The sequence below is a fragment of the Vibrio sp. McD22-P3 genome (genome assembly GCF_021568915.1).
Taxonomy (GTDB): Bacteria; Pseudomonadota; Gammaproteobacteria; order Enterobacterales; family Vibrionaceae; genus Vibrio; species Vibrio mediterranei.
This window is the reverse complement of record NZ_JAKGTN010000002.1, coordinates 119362-137672: the sequence shown is the minus strand read 5'-3', so window position 1 is coordinate 137672 and position 18311 is coordinate 119362. Positions and strand designations below refer to the sequence as shown.

The 18311-nt window shown below is 45.2% G+C and carries 13 protein-coding genes; 2 read left to right on the top strand and 11 right to left on the bottom strand.

Annotated features, from left to right (window positions below):
• Positions 1–16: 16 nt before the first annotated feature.
• From L2W36_RS02740 to L2W36_RS02690, 11 genes are all read right to left on the bottom strand, one after another.
• The gene (locus L2W36_RS02740; protein WP_124941534.1) at positions 17–544 is read right to left on the bottom strand and encodes a DNA mismatch repair protein; all 528 of its coding nucleotides are present in this window, start codon (positions 542–544) and stop codon (positions 17–19) included.
• A 366-nt stretch (positions 545–910) separates the two neighbouring features.
• A complete protein-coding gene (locus L2W36_RS02735; protein WP_236109266.1) occupies positions 911–1297 on the bottom strand; it encodes an MAPEG family protein in 387 nt (128 codons plus the stop codon).
• A 182-nt stretch (positions 1298–1479) separates the two neighbouring features.
• The gene (locus tag L2W36_RS02730; protein WP_236109264.1) at positions 1480–2310 is read right to left on the bottom strand and encodes an alpha/beta fold hydrolase; all 831 of its coding nucleotides are present in this window, start codon (positions 2308–2310) and stop codon (positions 1480–1482) included.
• 63 nt (positions 2311–2373) lie between these two features.
• The gene (locus L2W36_RS02725; RefSeq protein WP_124941535.1) at positions 2374–2937 is read right to left on the bottom strand and encodes a chalcone isomerase family protein; all 564 of its coding nucleotides are present in this window, start codon (positions 2935–2937) and stop codon (positions 2374–2376) included.
• A 59-nt stretch (positions 2938–2996) separates the two neighbouring features.
• On the bottom strand, positions 2997–3857 hold the full coding sequence (locus L2W36_RS02720; protein WP_006069842.1) for a hypothetical protein: 861 nt from the start codon (positions 3855–3857) through the stop codon (positions 2997–2999).
• A 57-nt stretch (positions 3858–3914) separates the two neighbouring features.
• The gene (locus L2W36_RS02715; protein WP_236109263.1) at positions 3915–5081 is read right to left on the bottom strand and encodes a DUF5692 family protein; all 1167 of its coding nucleotides are present in this window, start codon (positions 5079–5081) and stop codon (positions 3915–3917) included.
• A gap of 123 nt (positions 5082–5204) precedes the next feature.
• A complete protein-coding gene (locus tag L2W36_RS02710; protein ID WP_006069840.1) occupies positions 5205–6107 on the bottom strand; it encodes a hypothetical protein in 903 nt (300 codons plus the stop codon).
• Positions 6108–6498: 391 nt separating this feature from the next.
• Entirely contained in the window at positions 6499–7131 is a 633-nt protein-coding gene (locus L2W36_RS02705; protein ID WP_198559258.1) for a TetR/AcrR family transcriptional regulator, read from the bottom strand.
• Positions 7132–7222: 91 nt separating this feature from the next.
• Positions 7223–9406, bottom strand: a complete 2184-nt coding sequence (gene glgB / locus L2W36_RS02700; RefSeq protein WP_236109262.1) for a 1,4-alpha-glucan branching protein GlgB — start codon at positions 9404–9406, stop codon at positions 7223–7225.
• 310 nt (positions 9407–9716) lie between these two features.
• Entirely contained in the window at positions 9717–11894 is a 2178-nt protein-coding gene (gene malQ, locus L2W36_RS02695) for a 4-alpha-glucanotransferase (RefSeq protein ID WP_006069833.1), read from the bottom strand.
• Between the two features lie 250 nt (positions 11895–12144).
• Positions 12145–14598 (bottom strand): glycogen/starch/alpha-glucan phosphorylase, encoded by a 2454-nt coding sequence (locus L2W36_RS02690; RefSeq protein WP_006069832.1) that lies wholly within the window; start codon positions 14596–14598, stop codon positions 12145–12147.
• Positions 14599–15143: 545 nt separating this feature from the next.
• On the opposite strand from L2W36_RS02690, the gene malT reads away from it, so the two are divergent.
• Positions 15144–17852, top strand: a complete 2709-nt coding sequence (gene malT, locus L2W36_RS02685) for an HTH-type transcriptional regulator MalT (protein ID WP_236109261.1) — start codon at positions 15144–15146, stop codon at positions 17850–17852.
• Between the two features lie 252 nt (positions 17853–18104).
• Complete coding sequence (locus L2W36_RS02680; RefSeq protein WP_006069830.1) at positions 18105–18311, top strand: hypothetical protein; 207 nt, start codon at positions 18105–18107, stop codon at positions 18309–18311.

The window sequence follows — 18311 nt, the reverse complement described above, 5'->3', positions numbered from 1 at the left end:
TATACCTTAGAGTATATCAATTCGGCAATGATCGGCGAGAAAGATCACGAGCTAAAATCAATGCCAGCCCGAGAATTTGCAGAAATACCGCGATGTTTTTGTAGTACACCATGTCTTCTTCGACACTTGCTAACGTTTCGGACAGCCCTAAATTGTCGAGATAAAGCTCATCAATCAAATCACGCTGCGTGTCCTGCGCGCTATTGATGATAGTCATTAATTCAGGGAGGTGTTTACGATGAATAGGAGGAACATGAACTGTGACCCATTGAGATAGCTGCCCTCTCAACATATCTGCTATATCTGTATAGATATCATCGCCATCAAGATGCAGTAGTAGCGCTTCGCGCTTTCGTTCAAGCGTTTCCACTTGGTTCCACGCGAGCTGTATCGAATACAGATTTGTCTCTTTACGCTCTTGAATCAGAGCAATATCGCTCGACATTTTGTCTAGCACTTGGCTTGAAAGCACAATAGCCATTACATTAAGGATAAGACCAATGGAGACCATCATCCAAGCTGGCGGCAGTAATGCTCTTGTCATCTTTATCTCCCTCTGTTTTTATTCAGTGTAGGCAACAATCGTGATTCGTCACACAACAGGTATCGAAACCAACAGGTTATGGGATTTGGCGATACGGTCGAAGATAACTTTACTACTTACAGTATTCGCTGTGATGAATGATTGAAATTGCTAATCACCTTAGATCTTGCTCAAGACTTAGATGAAGAAAACGCTATAGTGGATTCGGTATTTAAAGTCGACAACAACATACTGCAGGCTTTTGAGGGACAACTACTCTCAAACAGCAACTTCAAGATATGAAAAAGAAAATTGCCGAGATTGAGGCTAAGTACTCTACTGGTTTTAGCCTTTTATCACCGGGAAATAGAAAGTAAAATCGCTGCACTACCAAAGCTTATCAAAAGGAAGATACACAAGGTTTGAGACAATAAGACCTGCCATAGCAAAAATAGTGATTTGCATTCCCCTAACTCTACCTTTGAAGCGTTTGTTAAGTATCCCGTAGGCGTGAAGGCAGCGTCCCACAACAAAGCTCACCCCAATAACATGAATCCAAATCGCGGGCGCTCCGTTATACTCCACAAAAGCCATGAGCATTAGAGTAATAGGAATATAGTCGACAGCATTCCCTTGTGCGCTTCTCGCAATTTGCAAGGCTTCCACACCACCATCGGCATAAGTGATCTGATTCGATCTTCGCTGTTTGATTACCTGAAATGACAGCCAGATCATTAAAGAAGCAAGAAGAGAGCCGTACAACGCAGTTATCATCAATAAACCTTATTTTTTATTAAGTTAAGTCTATTGAGTGTAGACAAGAATCTCTGTATCTCCACTGGTAATGCCAACAGCTTTAAATAAGACTCAAAAGATAAAAACGCCGCGAAGCTCAAGAGCAGCGGCGTTAAAGACAGGGGGATTTACTCATTAAAATTGGATGCTTACATCGTTCGCTAGGCCGAAGTCTGTAAATCTAATGGCGCCAATAAAGCATCCGATTCCGCAAGCCATTGCTCGACTATGCGATTAAACGTCTCAGGTTGCTCGGCCATAACCCAATGATGCGTGGACAATCCCACCACTTTATTTCCTTCGATATTCGCCATTTTTCTCTGCCAGGACTTAGAATGAAACATTCCTACTTTCTCTCTCCCGTAGATAAACAAAAATGGCACCTGAATATCCAAAGGAATCGTACCAAGTTCGCGCCTCATAAACGCAGAACTCCAACGCCAATGGTAAGGATAATTCATTCCTGAATGAATCCGTGATGCTTCACCCGGTGCCCCAAATACATGCGCCATTTTACGTGTCATCCAATCTCCAAGCTTTCCTCCCAAGTTCCATGCAAGCATCAACCAAAGTTGATACCCCAGCAGGACAACTTTAGCTTTTGCCGATAATTGCAAATCCTTAGAGCTTGCATCACCAATATCTACGCCAATAATACGTTCGACCTTCTCAGGGTTTCTCATCGCGTACTGATAGCCAAATACGCAGCCCCAGTCATGAAGAAGTAGCGTCACCGGTTTACCTTCGGAGATTCTGTCAATGATGCTGTCGAAGAGCATCAACATAGTATTCAAGTCATAATACTGACGTGGTTGTCTATGCTCATATCCTGGTAGTGAAAATCTCACACAACGGTAGCGCGACTTGAATCGCTCTAATTGGTGATCCCATAAACGATAGGTATCAGGCCAACCATGTATCATTACAATGGTATGCGCTCCCTCACCTTCAATATGAACATCTATACCCTCAATAACTTGTCGTTGTTCCATTTTTACCTCCTGCCCAGCAGATAGGGTCAGTTATTGTTATTTATTGATTTAGCATGCAACAACCTATTGAGATAGCATGGCTTTTTTCAATGATTTATCAGTCGGTTTGTCACCCAACCAGACCGATAATAGTGCGCGGCGAAACGCGTCACCTTCCACTAAAACAAGCATTTCGCCATTTTTGTAGCTATAAATACCTATTTCAGGTGCACTTACTAAGGTGAATTGGTCACCCTCTGATATATCATTTGCAAAGGTCATTTCGACAAACTGATTAATACTGGAATCTATTGGTGTGGTATTCCCATCAGTCGCATTGTTAAAACCTTCATTAAGTGCATCAGCTAACTTTTCCTTGGTGATCATGCTAGAAGTAATATTTAACCGTATTGCTGAAGGTTGATCGCCTCTGATAAGAGAAGCGGCCTCGGTAGAAGGCAAAGAGGTGAAAAGCGATCCAACGTACAAATCCATAAAGAACTTACTGCGTACCCCTGCCCCATTGAGCTGTAGTTCTGTCTGTTGAATCGCCAGAGTGTCTGGTACTTCTACGCCACTAACGATTTTTGCCTCGGCGGTAACAGATACCACAGCAGCAAGTAAGGTTATTAATCTCGGAAATTTCATGGTTGCTCCTTGTGACCCCTAGTCCTAGGGGTCATGTGATGGAATTAAGTCTGCGAAAGTTAAAACGCGTAGTTATACTCCAGCCAGAATTTGTCAGATGAACCACTTTCCGAATAACTATGGAAGTTGAGACGCAAATTTTGGCGATTGGTAATCTGATAACCTAGGGTCAGTTCAATTTGCTGCGGGCTGAGTTCTAAACCACCCTCAGAAACAGGAGCATCCCAGCTCTTACCACCAAACGCATCGGTATAAGTCCATGCACCTAATATCCACCAAGTGTCGTTAAACTTATAGCGCCCATATACTTTGACGGAGTAGATGGTAGAAGCCCAATCAATACCGCTACTGCTCAGGTTATTGGCAGCAACCAATCCCGGGTCATAGCTAGCAAGTTTACTGGTGTTATCTTCCATAATTACTCCTCCAGCCATCAACACTGGCCAGATAAAGGCGTTATCACCAATCGGTAATGTTGCCACCGCACCCGCTTGTACTACTGCTGTTTGACCATAGAATGGGTGATCTTTGACGACCGCATCGACCATATGTCCTAAGCCATTAGTTGTGTTTACCGAACCATAACGAAAACGGTAATTTCGATTAGTCGTTTTGTCGTTCATTTGAGGAACCACCATTCCCCCCATGACCGTTGTACCAGAGAACTTAGGCGCCCCTCCTTCTTGGTCGAATACATCGTTAAACTCTAGAATGAACCCCGACTTACGATCGGCATTCGGGTCAGACAACATGTACATGGCTTTAAGGTTCATTCCTTCGTTGCCATACCCCACGCCGAGTGCGGTATATGCTTCGGTTGGACTCGACATGTCAATTTGCTGTTCACTCTTTTCATCAGCAAGCACAGCACCAGAACAAACAAGAGCGATTGAGGTCATTGGAATTAGGTAAGATTTCATAATTAGGCTCCACTACAATATTTAGTCATATAGTTGATTTATTTAATATTTTTATAGTTAGGAAAGAACTGACGTTATGCGCTGTTCGCGCGTTTTTCTAAAGAACAACCAGGCATAGATACCGTTTGCCACAAAGCTCGCCAATCCCGCGAATAACATGAGCTCATCGTTGCGCGGCAGCACCACCACGTTGCTTTCGTACATAAATGGACAACTGAAGTAATACATAAAGGAACCCGCAAGCGTGAAGGCGCGCGCCTGCAACCAAGTACCTTTCTTGATAAGCAGTGATGGCAAGGTCGCCGCCACCAGAACCATAGCCTGTGCTGTGGCGCTGCCGGGAAAGTTGAGGTAAACAAACACGATGTTCCAGATGTCGTAAGCGATGATCCAAAACGTGGTCATAGCAGGCCACACCATGTCTCTTTGTTTCGATTTGTCAGCGTGGATCTGTGCCCAACCCGCCAGAGTGATGATGGAGAGCAAACCACCAATCGCATTGAGAATGTTGGCCATGTTGCCCATGGTGAAATCTTGCAGCACCGCTTCTGAAATATTCAACGCCAAGAACGCAGCGGCGCCAAAACGTGCCCACTTTTTATCGCCAATAGGGGTAAATCGGATAAGGGTAAACAGCGCGGCGGCACCGACTACCGAGTAAAGCTTGACCCACTTGAACCAGTAGGTAACGCCATAACTACTAAATAGTGGAATTAGTGCAATCGGCAGTACGAACCAAAGTAGGTAGTTCGCCCACTTCACATGACGGCAAAGCTCATTGAGTGCAATCAAGCCAACCAGGACAAACAGCACATGCAGATAAGCACGGGTTTGATACAGTTTATGGAAGTTGCAATGATTGCCATCCTTGGTAAAGCGCATCTGATCGCGATCGGTATACGCAAAAGTAGCGTTATCAAAGTCCGTGATCTCATCACCAGCATTGCTGCGGATCATGACTTGACCCTCTTCAATATGCCAATTATGAACTTCGGTTTTGTTAAAACCACCAGACTGTCTAAGTACTTTGACTTTGCCGTCCGCCAAAAACTCAAGGCGATAAAACAGACTGCCCTCTCCAGGGGCGCCATCAAAAGTCCCTTGCCAAGTTTCGCCAATAAGTTGTTGTTCGTTATAGCCTTGGTCGGCGGCTGCAAGCGGAGACATAAACGCCGCGCACAGTAGTACCAACAACGCCAAAATCTGTGTTGTTAATCTTTTCATACCATCACCTGTGTCAGGTTTTGAAGTGGTGGCCTAATAACGTCGTCATCAACTAGGCCACCGGGGGGAAGCTCTTTAGCTACTTGCCTATAAGCTATGTGCCTCTAAGCAATCTGCTTTTAACTATTTGGCGAGCGCCACTTTGTCGGGAGCTTCGTCGTACTCATTGACGCAGTCCGTTTTCAATGGAGGCTGATTGTCGCCATACGGTGGCTCCTTCTGCTCGCGCTGCTTTTTGAAGTACCAAATGACAAATGGAATGTGCATTGCGAGGTTGATAGCACCCCACCAATAAAGCACGCTTTCGTTACGCCACGCGCTGGAGTCCATGACTGGGGTAAACACATCGTGAATAGCCCGCACGAAGATGTGAAACGCCAGCGTATAAACACGAGCAATGATGTATAGCTCTGGACGTTTTTTGATGACGGGATACAGCTCAGCAGCAATCAAAATACAGAATGAGCTAGCGAAGTAGCCAGTATTCTCACCATACACAAACGCAAGATTCCACGTGGTGTATAGGAAGTTCCAAGCGGCAGTGGAATAGAACAGCAGATCATTTGGCTTATCTTTCGAGATAAGCCAGTATTGTCGCACTCCGTTCTTGTAGCGTGGGAAAGGGATGGTGATGCATAAAATCACGCCACAGATAAAGTTGAAGTAGTTGCCGGTTACCAGATCTTTCAGTGTCGCTTCAGCAATATTGAGAAATAGCACTCCGTACAGTACTTTCAATACCCAGTCACCACGAAAGAAACGTAATATCGCGTTAGGGTTCTCTCGGTAGTACCAAGCGAGCCGAGCAAGGCCGACCACCAAAGCCGTAGGAATAAGCACACTCACTGTTTTTGCCCAGCGGAACCAGCCATCCAACTGTTCAACCCACAATGGCGCGGTAAATAAAGTTGCAATCCAAATAAAGGCGGTTAGCCGGGGTGTCCGGCGCATGCCTTCGATGAGTAGTAGCAAAAAGACTATATACGAAGACATAGATACCACGTAATGCCAGGTTGGTATGTCCATAATACCTCCACGTTATTTTTTATATAAAACCAATATTTAACTAAAAATCCATTACCATTATTCTTATTTATCAATATCTTATAATAGAGCATTTACTCTATGTTTGAGTAATTACTCTAATTTCATTTCATGTTACATGTTGAGATCTTTTTCACGTTTTCAAAAATGGAAGCTAAGGTTGATGGTGATTTTTTAAGCTAATCACACAAACTCTATGAGGTTTATATAAAGCTGTGATCGGATTCACAGAAAGTTCTCAGACGAATGATTGGAGGAGTAAAAAAGTGGCATTGAGCCACCTAAAAATTCTTGGGAATGACTGAAAAGGGACAACTATGTGTTTACACTGAAGTTGCGATAGCAAGGAAAGGAGCAACTTCGAGTTCTAACGTTAAGTTGGAGACTGATATTTGAGTTTCAGCTTAGTGAGTACTACTTTGCCTTTGTCGGTACTATAAGGCCATAGTAAGACGATAAACTTACCAACACCTCGATTAACATCTGCTTTAGTGATCGATTTGCTTACTGAATTTGCCATTAAGTAACTTACCCAAAAGCCACCAACTACACGCATCAATTCAATCAACTCATCAATCTGGCTATCGTCGATAATAATAAACCCATCACGACGTAAATTGAGCACTGACTCACGGGCTCTTGCAACCAAAATATCGTGTGCTTGCAAGTAATCCCTATGCAGAGATTTGTCTCGCATTACTATTTCAGGCATGCTGGCATGAAAGAATCGAAATCGCCAAATGCTACCAAACACTTCTTCACAATATCGCTGTAAGTATACTTCGGCGGGTGTCTCACTCGATACTGGCACAAAGGATTCACGCACATAAGTAATGTATTCACCAAAAATCGATTTGATGATGTCTTCTTTATTGCGAAAGTAGTAGTAGAGATTACCAGGACTCATACCTAAGTGGGCAGCAATATGGTTGGTAGTAATGACGCGCTCGCCTTTTTCATTAAATAGCTTCAAGCTGGCTTGGATAATTTTGTCTCGGGTTTTCATACTCAATTACGAATCGGCCTCGCTCGCGAGGCTTTACTTGCGTTGTACTGGAAAACAAAAGCCCCAACAATTTGCTGGGGCTTTTGTACTCTTAACCTTGATACTTATAGAATACCGTTGAAAGCGGTGGTAAGCGTAACGACAACGATTGTGGTTGTGCTTCACTTTCCATTTGCTCAGTCAATGCAGTTTGCACCGCACCAAACCCACTACCAGCATAGATAGAATCATCGGTATTTAACATCAGCTCATACTTACCTGCTAACGGCACACCTAAGCGGAAAGCTTCATGGGGTACAGGGGTAAAGTTACTGATCACTAACATACGTTCGCCTTCTTCACTGATACGTTCATGAGCGAGAATACTCGCTTCTGCCGCATCTTGAAGACGCCACTCAAAGCCTTTAGGTTCTGAGTCGAGTTCGAACAGTGATTTCTCATTACGATACAGTTTGTTTAAGTCACGCGTTAGCGCTTGCACGCCCTGATGACGGTCAAAATCTAACAAGAACCACTGTAACTGGTCATCGTGGTTCCACTCACCGGTTTGCCCAAACTCAGCTCCCATGAAGTTAAGCTTCTTGCCAGGTTGCGCATACATATAGCCTAAATACGCTCGTAAGTTGGCAGTTTGCTGCCACTCATCACCCGGCATTTTATTGTGAATAGAGTGCTTACCGTATACCACTTCATCGTGTGATAGTGAAAGAACATAGTTCTCACTATGGGCATAAACAAGCGGGAACGTGATGGTATCGTGATGGTATTTGCGGTTAATAGGATCTTCTTGAATATAAGAAAGGCTGTCGTGCATCCACCCCATATTCCATTTAAACCCAAAACCTAAACCACCCATAAAGGTCGGAGCCGATACGCCAGGGAATGCGGTCGATTCTTCAGCAATGGTCATCGCATTCGGGAAGTGCTTGTAGACTTCTTCGTTCATCCACTTAAGGGTTGCGATAGCATCGTAATTTTCGCGACCGCCATCGACGTTTGGAATCCACTGATCGTGACTACGCGAATAGTCTAGATACAACATCGACGCAACGGCATCAACGCGAATACCATCAATATGGAACTGCTCAAACCAATAAAGCGCATTGGACACTAAAAAGCGACGAACATGTTCACGACCTAAATCGTAAATATAAGAATTCCAATCTTGGTGCCAGCCGCGACGCGGATCAGGATCGTGGAATAGAGGCGTACCATCGAAATTCGCCAAACCATGATCATCTGATGGGAAGTGTGCAGGTACCCAATCCAGTACAACACCTAAGCCTGCTTGGTGGCACTGATCTACGAAATACTTAAAGTCATCTGGGGAACCAAAGCGGCTCGTCGGTGCGAACAACCCGACTGGTTGATAGCCCCAAGAACCGTAGAATGGGTGTTCAGACACTGGCATTAACTCAACATGGGTATAACCCATATCGGTCAAATAAGGGATAAGTTCGGTGGCCAATTCACGATAAGTCAGGAAATCACCATTGTCATTGCGCTTCCACGAACCTGCATGCAACTCATAAAACGACAGCGCCTCTTTACGCTTTTCGGTGACAGGTCGAGATTGCCACTTTTCATCTTGCCAATCGTAGCGGTTATGATTGTAAGTCACTGATGAAAAAGAAGGGTATTGCTCGGAGTAGAAGCCCCAAGGATCCGCTTTATGCGGTAAGCCTTCACCATTTGGTCCTTTCAATTCAAATTTGTATTGTGCTCCTTCTGGCAGATTTGGAATAAAAATACCCCAAATTCCATAATCCAATCGCTGCATTGGATTACGACGCCCATCCCAAGCATTGAAGCTACCGACTAAACTAACCGCTGTAGCATGAGGGGCATAAACCAAAAAGCGTGTCCCCTCAATGTTCTCACCGTCTCGCTCAAGCGAGATAAATTGTGAGCCCATATGGTGATACATCTCTTTTGGTGTATGTAACTCATCGTATTCAGCGTACAAAGCGTGATATTGGTATGGGTCATCCAGCATTTGCTCAGTACCATTCCAATCTACCGCTAACTGATAGTGAGTAAATCGCAGGTCCAAATCAGATTTGAGAACAAAACCTGACGCCTCTTCTCTCACCATCGGTAGTCTTTCACCTGATGCTAGTTCAACGGCTACCCCATCGGCACCTAGCATCCATACTCTTAAGGCAATACCTTCTTCCTGTAGATAAGGTCCTAAGAATGAAAATGGATCAGCAAACGATGCACTCGAGAGTCGATCGTACGCCTGTTTTAGTTTTTTAAGCCCTTTATTATTCAACGTTCATCTCCCTCGACCTTAAATAGCCCCATGATTATTTTTTCGAAACCAATAGTTGGTTTCACTGACGTTTGAGGCACTATAAAAAAGCCCGCAAAGCGCGGGCTACCAGCAAGGTTTCATTGTACTTGATTGCACCTATACGGGAAGTGATTTAACCCTAATTTTCGGGTGCAATACGGTATTTTTACGCACTTCTTTACAATATAAATCCCAATAGTGACAAGCTATAAAAAGAAAAGCACGACTCCCAGAGATGACAGAACAAATCTCTGAAGAAGCCGTGCTTGATTAGCGATTTTGAGGCGGATTATTTGCTTGCGTTAGCGCGCACTTCCGTTAGACGTTTCGCGATACGATTAACCCCTTCTTGAGTAAAGATTTCCTCAAGGTTCATCGACAGTTTTCGACGCCAGTTCGGATACTCATTCACCGTTCCAGGAATGTTAACTGGCTTATCCATTTCTAACCAATCTTCAAGCTGGACACTCAGTAGCGTTGATGCGCCCGCGGCAACATGCAGCTGAAGTGCTTCACTTAAATAAGCGTCCATCGGCACTAGGCTAGCATCACGACCAACACCTTCTGGCAGATAACCGTGCCATGCTACGCTATCAAGAATGCCTTGTTTACATTCCAGACGGTCATCAAACAATCCTTCAAGTTGCTCTTTATCGGGGTAAAGACCAATCTCGCTACCCATTTTTAGGTCGTCACAATGCCAGAAGCCACGTAATGTCGGCATGTCGTGCGTACATAGTGCTGACATTGACTGATCGGCGTAGTGCGCTGGTGAGATGAAACCACCATCTTCTGCTGTTTCGAAGAAGAACACCTTGTACGAGTGGACGCCTGCTTCACGAAGGATTTCAACGATTTCATCTGGCACCGTACCCAAGTCTTCACCAATCACACTACATTGATGACGATGTGATTCAAGCGCTAAGATGGCTAGCATGTCTTCCACTGGATAGTAGATATAAGCACCTTTAGTGGCATTTTCACCTTTTGGAATCCACCATAGACGCAACAGGCCTAGTACGTGGTCAATACGCAGTGAACCGCAATGTTTCATATTAGCGCGCAGTAACTTGATGTAGGCATCATAGGACGTCGCTTGCAGTACTTGTGGGTTCAGTGGAGGTAGACCCCAGTTTTGACCTAACGGACCTAGAATATCAGGTGGAGCACCAATGCTTGCATCCATCACAAGGTTGCCATTGTCTGCCCAAGTTTCAGAGCCAGAATCTGCAACGCCAACCGCCAAGTCACGATATAGACCTACAGCCATGCCTTTTTCTTCGGCAAGTGCTTGTGCTTCGTTGATTTGAACATCAGCGATCCACTGTAAGTACATGTAAAGCTGAACTTTATCGCGGTTATCAGCGATAAATTTCTGAGTAGCGCTATTTTCAAAACGGCGATATTTCTCAGGGAAAACAGGCCACCCCCAAACACTTGAATCTTCTGCGTGCAATTCGGCATGAATTGCGTCAAATGCCGCCTGATGCAGAAGGCTTTCGCCACCCTCTTCCACAAAATCTAAGAACAATCTTGCGCGCTCAGACTGCTTATCCAAATGACGAGATTTAAACTCTTCAAAAAGAAGAGGTAACACGCTCATTTTCAGATCCGCGACTTCAGTGTAATTAACCCAGTGGGAATCACGCGCCTTCTGAAGGCGAGCTTGGAAGTCAGAGCTGCCGACCATTTGCTGAGCATCAGCGCTCAAAGCGAATTCAGCGACAGAGCTCACATCGATATAGAGTATGTTCAACCAACGACGAGAAGAAGGACTGTAAGGGCTTGCTCCTTCTGGGTTGGCTGGGAATAGTGAATGAATTGGGTTTAAACCAACAAAGTCACCACCACGCGCAGCAATGTCTGCCACCAACTGTTTTAGATCACCGAAGTCACCAATACCCCAGTTGTGCTGAGTGCGTAGCGTATAAAGCTGGACACTCGGACCCCATAGTTTCTTGCCATGGTCAATGGCACTCTGTTTGAAACAGGCACGTGGCGTACGAATCAGTGTCATTTCATAAGGGGCTTTGCGACGCTTACGCTCTAGGTAAAGCTTATGGTAACCCCATGGTAGGTCGCTAGGTAACGAAAATACTAAAGGGCCACCCTCAGCACGCTCATCACGAACGATTTGAGATTGAAGATAGCCTTCAAGTACTTCTCCCTGCTCGGTCTCTAAACGCCAGCTGAAATCGCTTTCGCGAGCGCTAACACCTAAATGAAGTTCGACTTCAACCGCATCCTCGTCTTTAACAACAAGAACTGGTTCAATCACTTCTTTTTTATGCTTTTTCTCAGCAGATTTAAGCAAAGTTTCATCATTTGTGGTGTCATAGCCTAAAGACGCTAGCAGACGAAGAATTGTTTCGTCTTCTACTTTCGCTGGACTGCCCCACGCACTTACGTAGCTGTCGGCTATTTTTGCCATTTCAGCAACTTGTTTTAATGCTGTTTGTTCTGTCATCGCTCTCTCCGAAGGACTTCTTTAACCTTCAAAACGGTAGGGTTAGTGTAATTTTTGATTCGAGCTTATTATGCCGCTCGACAGTCTATTTACGTCATTCCTGCTCATCGCGCATTTACGCAGGCAGAAATCTACTCAAAGTATTCATTATCGCTGTTAGAAGATCCCTGCCCGCGCAGGGATGACGCTAAAACAGAGATGAAGCAATTAAAGCGACCAAGGCACTCTCTGAGCACCTTGGTCATCGTGATTAACGAGAAACTGCTTCTAGTTTCCAAATGTTATTCACGTAGTCTCTGATGCTTCGGTCAGAGCTGAACTTACCAACTAGAGCAGTGTTCAGAATCGCTTTCTTAGCCCAACCTGCTTGGTCACGGTATTGCGCGTCCATCGCTTCGTGTGCTTCAACATAAGAAGCAAAATCAGCAAGACATAGGTAAGGGTCACCGCCATCTAGTAGGCTATCGTAGGTAGCACGCAGTAGACCTGGTTGACCTGGAGTAAACTCATCACCTAGAAGTAGGTCTAGAGATGCTTTTAGTAGAGGATCCGCGTTGTAGTAGTCGTAAGGGTTATAGCCCGCCGCCTTCACTTCTTTAACACCGTCAACATCTAGGCCGAAGATGTAGATATTTTCGTCGCCTACTTCTTCACGAATCTCAACGTTCGCACCATCCATCGTACCGATAGTTAGAGCACCGTTTAGAGCCATCTTCATGTTACCTGTACCCGATGCCTCTTTGCCTGCCATAGAGATTTGTTGAGACACATCTGCTGCTGGGATGATGATCTCAGCCATGCTTACTCGGTAATCAGGGATGAATACCACTTTCAGCTTACCGCCAATACGTGGGTCATTATTCACTTTCTCAGCAATCTTGTTGATTGCAAAGATGATTTCTTTCGCTAGGTGGTAACCTGGCGCTGCTTTCGCTGCGAAGAACACAACGCGTGGAACCATGTCGAAAGAAGGATCTTTCAGTAGGCGGTGGTAAAGCGCTAGTACGTGTAGAAGGTCAAGGTGCTGACGCTTGTACTCGTGTAAACGTTTAATTTGAACATCAAAGATAGCGTTAGTATCTAGCTCGATACCCATGTTCTCAGAAACCCAATCCGCAAGGCGCTGTTTGTTTTGCTTCTTAACAGCCATATATTCCTTCTGGAATTTAGCGTCATCAGCAAACTTAGCGATGCCTTCAAGCTGTTCCAGTTTCGCAGGCCACTCGTCGCCGATCTTGTCAGTAATCAGAGCAGATAGACCAGGGTTACAGAACTTCAACCAACGACGAGGCGTAATACCATTAGTCACGTTATGCAGACGCGTTGGGTACATTGCATCGAACTCTGGGAATAGGTCTTTCTTAACCAATTGAGAGTGAAGTGCAGCTACACCGTTAACCGCGTATGAACCAATAACACATAGGTTCGCCATACGAACCATACGATGGAAGCCTTCTTGGATGATAGACAGTTTCGCTTGCTTCTCACCATCACCAGGCCACATTGCACGTACCTCTTGCAAGAAGCGGTGGTTGATTTCAAAGATGATTTCCATGTGACGCGGAAGTAGACGCTGGATTAAGGACTCAGGCCATGTCTCTAGAGCTTCTGGAAGTAGTGTGTGGTTTGTGTATGCGAATGTCTTAGAAGAAATCGCCCACGCGTCATCCCAACTCATGCCTTTTTCATCAAGGAGGATGCGCATTAGTTCAGGAATTGCGATCGTTGGGTGCGTATCGTTAAGCTGAATAGTTTCTTGCTTAGGTAGAGACGCTAGCGTGTAACCCGCTGCTTCATGACGACGCAGGATATCGCGCACTGACGCTGCTGAGTGGAAGTACTGCTGCATTAGACGCAGAGTCTTACCTTTTTCATGGTTGTCGTTCGGGTATAGAACCTTAGTGATGTTACCCGCGTCAATTAGCGCGTGCTGTGCTTCGAAGTAATCACCATTGTTGAAGCTTGCCAATGAGAATGGTGCAATGGCTTGGCATTCCCAAAGGCGTAATGGGTACACAGTGTCTGACTCGTAACCTACGATAGGTAGATCCCAAGGCATCGCTTTTACTGTCATGCCAGGAACCCATTTACGAACTTCTTTACCGTTCTCGTTGACAACTTCAACGTGACCGTAAAAGCCAATTTCTTGCGCAAGTTCTGGACGCGCCACTTCCCATGGATAACCTTCTACACCGCGCCATGCGTCTGGTGCTTCTTGTTGACGGCCATCTTTGAATGACTGCTTAAATAGGCCGTATTCATAGTGCAGACCGTAGCCTACCGTTGGGTATTCTTGAGCAGCACATGAATCCATGAAACACGCCGCTAGACGACCAAGACCACCGTTACCAAGTGATGGGTCGCGCTCTTCTTCAAGAAGGTCGGTAAGATTATGACCTAGCTCAGCCATTGCTTCAGTGATTTGCTCATACAAGCCCATGCTGATCAGGTTGTTACCTGTCAAACGACCAATCAAGAACTCAAGAGATAGGTAGTTAACACTTTTTGCTTTTTTGATGCGCTCGTCCGCTTCAGTGGCAAGAAGGTCAAACGTAGTTAATTCCGCTAACGCTCGACCCATTGCTAGATACCATTGGCGCTCAGAAGCAGCCTCGACAGTCGTTGCGTAAGTAGCAGACAGGTGCTTTTTAACACTTTCTTGGAAAGAAGCTTTATCAAATTGTTTTTGCTGAGTAGGTTTCATTAAGAAATCTCACTTTAAGTTTTTATCCATCTGTCCCATATCGTGCATGGTGACGTTTCCATAAACATCCTCCTAGTTCCGACTCCATGGAGGATGAGTGAGGAGGGCGTAGAGGGCGTACTCCCCTCCACTTAGTGATCGATCTCCCATTCCGGTTAACCATTCTGTTTTTTCTGGTGATAACGATCACGCCAAGCTCACATTTCACTCTAAGCGTTAATTAAGAAACATTTGCTATCCCTTATCGGACTAAATACAAATTCTGCTGTTCAGATCACAATTAGCCTCGAAAAAAGCCGCAAATCACAAGGTTTTTTTGTATACATGACAGGCCATTCACACTCCACACCAAGCAGTAAAAGTGACATCAATCACATTTATAAGGCGTAGTAGCTGTGAAAAAAGCTTAAAAATCAAAATATAGCCCTCGATCAATAAATGTAGAGCTCACTCTCTCATACCATCGAACGTGCAATAAAAAGCTTTGGTGACTCGCTCCCTACTCCCCGACGGAGTAGAACATAATAAATTGGTAGGAAATATCTATGTGGATTCCTTCAAAACTAACTCGACCTGGACGCTTACATAACGCGATTGTGCGCCCACGAGTATTGGACCTGCTAGCACAGGCTCCATTTTATAAGCTTGTACTTTTTCGCTCGCCCGCCGGTTACGGCAAAACAACGATGGCAGCTCAATGGCTATCAGATAAACCAAACGTTGGCTGGTACAGCATCGATGAAAGTGACAACGACCCGTTCCGCTTCGTCAACTACCTATTGCAGGCCATCAACAAAGCCACGAATAACACCTGTCCAAATGCACAAACCTTGGCAGAGCGTCGTCAATTCTCTTCACTCCACTCCCTGTTTAGTGAAGTGTTTGCAGAACTGACGAGCTATCATAACGAGTGCTATATCGTCCTTGATGACTACCATTTAATCACTGACGAAGAGATTCACGAAGCGATGCGCTTTTTCCTTAAGCACATGCCAGATAATGTTACTCTCGTGGTTACCAGTCGAGGCAACCCTCCTTTAGGCACAGCAAACCTCCGTGTGCGTGACTTAATGATCGAGATTGGCAACGAGCTACTCGCTTTTGATACCGAAGAGACCACGCGTTTCTTTAGCCAACGACTCGCTAGCGATATCGATAATGAGACCGCCGATTCATTGCGTACTTACGTTGAAGGCTGGCCATCTGCATTGCAGTTATTTGCACTACAAGCACAGCACCAAAAACGTACTCTTGCCCAATCGGTCGAGACTATTTCTCAATTCAACCATGCACACCTTTGGGACTATTTGGTTGAGGAAGTGTTTGACCTGTTAGACAAAGATACCCGCAAGTTCTTGATGCAGTGTTCAGTACTCGATCACTTCAATGACAGTCTGGTTATCGCCCTAACCAAGCGCGACGATGCGCTAAGCATGATTGAATCTCTTAACCGATTTGGCCTATTTATCTATCCGCTTGAGGGAGAAAATAACTGGTTTAGATTCCACAATCTGTTTGCCGAGTTCTTATCCCATGAGCGCAAAGCGCGTATTCCTCAGCAGGAACACGAACTTCATTTGGCAGCAGCCGAAGCTTGGCTAGAGCAAAAAGTGCCGCACCAAGCACTGCGTCATGCTCAACTGGCCAATAACAGTGGGTTGGTTGCAAAAATCTTAAGCGAGTTTGGCTGGAAAATGTTCAACCAAGGTGAGCTTGCGACTCTGGAAGGAGCCATTGCGGTCCTGACCCAAGACCAATTATATAGCCAGCCAAAGCTGTGTATGTTGCAGGCGTGGTTGGCGCAAAGTCAGCACCGCTACAACGATGTTGGCGAGCTGATTGCTAAAGCCGACAAAGAAATGGAAACGCGCAACGTTGAGCGCTCGAAGAAGCAAGAAGGTGAATTCCACGCGCTGCTAGCTCAAGTTGCCATTAACCAAAACTCACCAGAAAAAGCGCTTGAACTTGCCGAGCAAGCATTGAGTGAACTCGACCATTCTGTTTATCGCAGCCGTATCGTGGCAACTTCGGTGGTGGGTGAAGTGAATCACGTCATCGGTCAGCTTAGCCGTGCTTTGTCGATGATGCAGCAGACTGAAAAGCTCGCGCGTCAGTATCATGTCTATCACCAAGCACTTTGGGCCCAGCTTCAGCAGAGTGAAATTCTGATTGCACAAGGCTACGTACAAGCCGCGTTCGAAATTCAGGATAGCGCACTGAAACTCATCGAAGAACAGCAGCTACATCAAGTCCCATTGCATGAGTTCTTGCTGCGTGTTCGTGCGCAAGTATTATGGTGCTGGAACCGATTGGATGAAGCTGAAGAGTGTGCTTATAAAGGACTTGATGTACTTGGCAACCATTCACCGAGCAAGCACCTTCATAGCTACTCGATGATTGCACGCATCGCAATTGGTCGCGGGGAGCTCGATAAAGCCGCTAAGTTCATTGAGCAGATCCAACATCTGATGAAACAGTCAACTTACCATGTTGATTGGACCGCAAACGCCTCATTATCGCTGCTCCTCTACTGGCAAGCACGCGGTGACGTGGACTCCATCGAACAATGGCTAGAAACTGCGATTCGACCAGACAACGCTTGTAACCACTTCGAGCAGCTTCAGTGGCGAAACATCGCTCGTGCCCAAATCAACTTAGGCCAGTTCGAGCATGCTCAGCAAACTCTAAACTATCTAAATGACAAGGCAGAAGCCCACCAGTTAGTGACCGATCGCAACCGCAACCTGATTGTGGAAGCGGTACTCAATGTGCAAAACCAGGATGAAGAGACCGCCAAAGCTCTGCTAAAAGAAGCGTTAGTCTTAACGAACCAAACTGGCATGATTGGTAATTTCTTAGTCGACGGTGCAACCATCGGCCATCTGCTTGAGAAACTGGTCTCTAAGTCTGAATTAGGTGATTTGGAGCGTCATCGCGCACAACTATTGATGAAAGACATTAATACCACGCAGCGTAGCCGTTCCGTCCACTTTAACGAAGAGTTTGTGGAAAAGTTAATCAACCACCCGAATATCCCTGAGTTAGTACGCACTAGCCCTCTAACACAAAGAGAATGGCAGGTTCTTGGTTTGATATATTCCGGGTTCAGTAACGAGCAGATTGCTCAAGAGCTGGACGTCGCAGGTACAACAATTAAAACACATATCCGTAATTTGTATCAGAAGCTCAATATCGCAAATCGTAAGGAAGCAATCAGCACCGCTGAGAATCTCTTGCAGTTGATGGGATATTAGTAAGCCAGCCAACAAACAAAGCCCGAGCGTATAGTTCATACACTCGGGCTTTTTCATGAAGTCCTTACTGATACAGTTTAATCTACACCGTATCAACACACTCAAACTAAGCCAATATTTAATTTAATGGAATATTTTGTTTCATTTTTTTATGATTTAATAGTATGTTAATTGTACAGTTTCTCATGCGAGATCCAATGCTTGTAACGTCAGATCTCACACCCAGAACCACAAACGTAGAGGAGAGCATGTATGGATTTACAATCAAACCATTACCAGCAAGAACATTGCTTAATTAACACTTCTACTTCTGAGGTGATTCGGGGCAGTGTCTTTGAATTAGCACAACAGCTAGGCTGTCGCGTGGAAACCATTCAGGCTTTAGTCCTTAACGCAAAATCGAATAACAAGTATTGGGGACAGAATGGGTTTTCAGGGTACGAGCTGGTAGATATATGA